Annotated in this window: 4 protein-coding genes; 1 reads left to right on the plus strand and 3 read right to left on the minus strand. The window is 71.8% G+C overall.

What is annotated here, in order from left to right:
* Positions 1 to 274: 274 nt before the first annotated feature.
* The 3 genes from ABZV34_RS37235 to ABZV34_RS37245 form a co-directional block, all read right to left on the minus strand.
* Complete coding sequence (locus tag ABZV34_RS37235; RefSeq protein WP_356287035.1) at positions 275 to 982, minus strand: VC0807 family protein; 708 nt, start codon at positions 980 to 982, stop codon at positions 275 to 277.
* A gap of 204 nt (positions 983 to 1186) precedes the next feature.
* The gene (locus ABZV34_RS37240; RefSeq protein WP_356287038.1) at positions 1187 to 2230 is read right to left on the minus strand and encodes a Gfo/Idh/MocA family oxidoreductase; all 1044 of its coding nucleotides are present in this window, start codon (positions 2228 to 2230) and stop codon (positions 1187 to 1189) included.
* A complete protein-coding gene (locus ABZV34_RS37245) occupies positions 2227 to 3618 on the minus strand; it encodes an NDP-hexose 2,3-dehydratase family protein (RefSeq protein WP_356287041.1) in 1392 nt (463 codons plus the stop codon). Before ABZV34_RS37245 ends, ABZV34_RS37240 begins: the two co-directional genes overlap by 4 nt.
* Positions 3619 to 3949: 331 nt before the next feature.
* On the opposite strand from ABZV34_RS37245, the gene ABZV34_RS37250 reads away from it, so the two are divergent.
* Positions 3950 to 4585, plus strand: a 636-nt coding sequence (locus ABZV34_RS37250; protein WP_356287044.1) for a polyketide synthase, incomplete at its 3' end; no start/stop codon positions are given.

Genomic DNA, 4585 nt, shown 5'->3' on the forward strand with positions numbered 1-4585 from the left:
ACGGCACCGGCCGCGTCCGGAGGTACGGGGTTTGCGGCGGCGATCCGGGGCCGCGGGCGGATGCCGCCCGCGACCGCGGGTGCCCGTTTGCGGCGGCCCGGACGGCGGGCGGCGCGAGACGGGGGCCCCGCCCACCGGGCGGAGCCCCCGTCGGCGAACCCGACACCGACCACACGTAACCGAATAATCATCTCGAAGTTACATATGTGGCGCGAAAGATCCGAATTAAACGACCGTTAAGTCTGTCGAACCCCGGGCCGGCTCCGGCCGGGCGTCAGCGGGAGAAAATCTTACGGAAGGTGCCCGAGCGGTACAGCGCGATCTGCGTGACGACCTGGAGCACGATCCAGGTGGCCGCGTACAGGGCCGCGTCGAGCGCGGGCACGCTGTCGACGGGCAGGGTGTAGGCCATGATCAGGCGCAGCAGGGCGTCCGCGAGGAGCCCCAGGCCCCACAGGACGGTCACCGCCCGCCACACGCGGCGGAACGCGACGTCCTGTTCCCACAGGCTCTCCAGGCGTTCGGCACGGCCGGGCAGCAGTGCCTTGACGGCCTGGTAGGTGAAGGGGCGGGCGGTGAAGAGGGTGACCAGCAGCCATACGCCGGCGAGGGCGGTGAACAGGCTGTTGCGTGCGAGCACGATGCGCGGGCTGGCGGTCACGACCGAGGCGAGGGCGCTCACCACGAGCAGCGTGATGGTGAAGACGCCGAGGGCGTCGACCTTGCGGTGCCGCACCGCCGAGTACAGCGTGTGCAGGGCGGGCGCCGACCCGCTGACCAGCAGCGAGGTGATCTCGTCGGCGCCCAGGTCGCGCAGCACGTAGTAGAGGGCGGCCGGCAGGACGATGTCGCAGACCACGGTGGCGAGGAAGCCCCATGCCCCGGCCGGGGCCCTGGGCGACGCGGAGGCCTCGTCCGCGTCCCCGGCGGGCGGGGGCGGCGGACTGTCGTAGGCGGAACCGGGGGAGGTGGGGGGAGTCATGAGGACACTCCTCTGGTGCGGTCGGCATCCGGGCCGGCCGGTGGGCGTGGCGGGACGGGTTACGGGGGCGTGCTCCGCTCGTCGGCTTCCGGGCCCTCCCCCTCTTCTGGGTGGTCTGCCCGGCAGTGGACCACGGGTGTGCCTACGGGGAGGGCGATTTCCGGTCGTCGTGCACGGCGGGACGTCATGATCGGGGAACGGTGCTCACCCGCCGCCGGTGTGTCTGTCCCGTTCCTCCCGGCCGTCACCCACGGGCACCCGCACGGCCACCTTGTTCACCAGGTCGACCAGGTCCATGCCCGCCACCACGGCCCGGCGCCTGTCGGCCTCCTCGGCGCCGCCCGCGTCGCCCCGCCGGACCGCCGCCGCGAACTCGGCGAGACAGTTGTGCAGTTGGTCGGCGGCCGGGAGCGTGAACCGCTCCTCGTGATCCTGCTCCTCCAGCACGAGCACGGGCTGGTACGCGGGCGGCGGGGTGAAGGCGCGCGTCACCGACAGCCGCGCCGTGTCACCCCACAGCGAGTACGTCGACGCATACGCGTGCTCGAAACCGAACGTCACGTTCGCGAGGACACCGGACGGTGAGACCAGCAGCACCTGACCCGACAGGTCCAGCCCGTCCGGACGCGTACGCAGCACCGCCCCGGCCACCTGGAGCCCCTTGCCCAGCAGCAGTTGGGCGGCGCGCAGCGGATACACCCCCACGTCCAGCAGGGCCCCGCCGCCCATGTCGGGCACGTAGCGGATGTCGTCGGCGGGCAGCGGCGGAATGCAGAAGGCGGCGTGCATCGCGCTCAGCCGGCCCAGCCGCCCCTGGCGCACCAGGTCCGCGGCGAAGGCGTGCTGCGGATGGTGCAGGAACATGAAGTTCTCCCGCAGCACCAGCCCCCGCTCCCGCGCCAGGTCGGCCAGTTCACGTGCCTCGTGCGCGTCCACCCCGACCGGCTTCTCGACCAGCACGTGCTTGCCCGCCCGCAGGGCCCGCGCCGCCCAGGTGTGGTGCAGCGCGGTCGGCGTGGAGATGTACACCGCCTCCACGTCCGGGCGCTCCAGCAGCGACGCGAGATCCGCTTCCGCCGCACAGCCGAACTGCTCGGCGAACGCCGCCGTCTTCCGCGCCGACCGGCCCGCGACGGCGACGAGTTCCACCTCCGGCGCGGCCACCGCCCTCGGCAGCGTACGACGGCGCGCGATGGACGAGGTCCCCAGCGCACCCAGCCGCAGCGGCCGTTCCACGGCGGCGCTCACAGTGACCTCAACGCCGCGACCAGTGTCCTTGCCTGCACATTCAAATGGTGGCTGTAGCACAGCAGTTCCTGAAGCTGATGCGGCGTCAGCCAGCGGAACTCGTCCGACACGGCGGGGAAGTCACTCTCCGTCTCGATGATCATGTAGTGGCTCTGTGCGTTGCGGAACCGGCCGCCCTCCTCGGACAGCACCACGTCGTAGCGGGCGCTCTCACGGCGCGCCAGCGCCTGCGCGAGATACGGCGGCCGGTCCGCCTCGGGCAGATGCTCGTAGTTCTCCGGCACACACTGCACGGTCGGACCCAGCTCCACCACGTCGAGGAAGCCCGGTTCGGCACGGGCCCGCAGCAGCGCGTGCAGAACCCCGTCGATCCGCTTCACGAACAACGCCGCGACACCCATGCCACGGGGCTCCAGCAACGGCTGCGACCAGGCGGGAACCTCACGCCCGCGGGAGGACACGTCCACCGCGACGACATCGAAGTACAGACCGTTGCAGTGCGTCACCGCGTGCTGCGTCCGCAGCCAGCCCTGCGCCTGCGCCAGCGGGATCGGCGCCACGCCCACCTCGTGCTCCGCACGCCGCCGGGTGATCCAGGTGCGGACCTCCCGGTCGGTGTGCAGCGACCAGCCGGCGTCCTCGACCAGGTTCTCCTCGCCGCCACGCCAGTCCGGCAGGCAGGACAGCACCGTACGGGCGTCCATGTTCACCAGATTGTCGTGCCGCAGCAGCAGGTTGACCTGCCCCAGCGTCAGCCAGGCGAAGTCGTCGCCGGCCTCCACCTCCGGGCCCACCTCCACGACCATGTTCCGGTTGCGCTTGTGCAGGAACCACGACCCCTGCTCCGACTGCAGGACGTCCGCCACCACCTGCCCAGGACCGGGCCTGCGGAAGAGGTCCATGTACGGAACCGCCGAACCACCGTGCACACCCGTGTAGTTGCTCTTCGTCGCCTGCACGGTCGGCGACAACTGCACGCCGTTCACGTTGCCCGGCTCCGACTTCGCCTGCATCAACAGGTGCGGAACGCCGCCGAAGTCCCGCAGCGCGATGCCCAGGATCCCGATCTCCGGCTGGTGGATGATCGGCTGCGACCACGTCCGCACCGGCCCGAAGTCCGAGTGCACCGACAGCCCCAGCACCGAGAAGAACCGCCCGCTGTCATGGCGCAGATCGCCGGTGCGGTGGTCGAAGCGCCAGCCGCGCAGAGCCGCGAACGGCACCCGCTCCACATGCTGCTGCTGCTCACGCTGCCGCTCGTCGATCCAGGCGAACACCTCCGCATTGCTCATCACCCCGCCCTCGACCACCGCCGCCGACGCCGCCAGCCGGGACACGAGGGGAGGGTCCGCGGCACGTGACGGCAACACCAGGTTCATCGCGGTCATGGATGCGCCTCTTCTCCTTCAGGGGTACAGCGATCGGCCCGCGCGCACGACGCTGTCGGCACACGGGCGCAGGCCTCGCGGCAGTCGGCTGCCGCCCCTTGAGCGTGCCGTCCCCAGTTCGGGCAGACGCCTAGACTTCCCCCCTTGTCCGGACCCGCGCCCCCTCGCTATGGAGGCAGGTCCCAGAGCCCGCGAAAGGCACTTCCCGGGCACCGGGGCACCGCTTAGGAATTCCCCTAGAGCACCTGGCAGGAGCGCGGAGCGCGCCGGACACCGTGCAACCGTGAGGGCTGCCCCGACCCCGTCGCCCTGGTGTTTGGAGTGCCATCCCATGAACGAGCCGGTACCCGCGGACGCCCGGACCACCGTTTCGGCCCACGAACCCGTGGCCGTGGTCGGCCTTGCGTGCCGGCTGCCCGGCGCGAGCGGACCGGACGCCTACTGGAGGCTGCTCGCGGAAGGCCGCAGCGCCCTCACCGACGCCCCCGAGGACCGTCGTACCGGCGCACCGCACGACAACGCCTTCACCACCGGCCGGGGCACCACGATCCCCTACCGCGGCGGCTTCATCGACGCCCCCGCGGACTTCGACGCGGCCTTCTTCGGCATCTCGCCCCGCGAGGCCGAAGCCATGGACCCGCAGGCACGGCTCGTCCTCGAACTGGGCTGGGAGGCACTGGAACACGCCGCTCTTCCGGTGACCGGCCTGCCGCACGCCACCGGCGTCTTCGTCGGCGCCGACGTCTCCGACTACGCCGCACTCGTCCACCGCCAGGGCCCCGAAGCCGTCGGCCACCACACCGCCACCGGCCTCAACCGCGGCCTCATCGCGGGCCGCCTCTCCTACGCCCTCGGCGTCAGCGGCCCCAGCCTCACCGTCGACAGCGCCCAGTCGTCCTCCCTCGTCGCCGTCCAGCTCGCCTGCGACAGCCTGCGCGCGCCCTCGCGCAGCTGCGCCTCCTGCGGG

It is taken from the genome of Streptomyces sp. NPDC005195 (assembly GCF_040608315.1).
In the GTDB taxonomy this organism is placed as follows: Bacteria; Actinomycetota; Actinomycetes; order Streptomycetales; family Streptomycetaceae; genus Streptomyces; species Streptomyces kaempferi.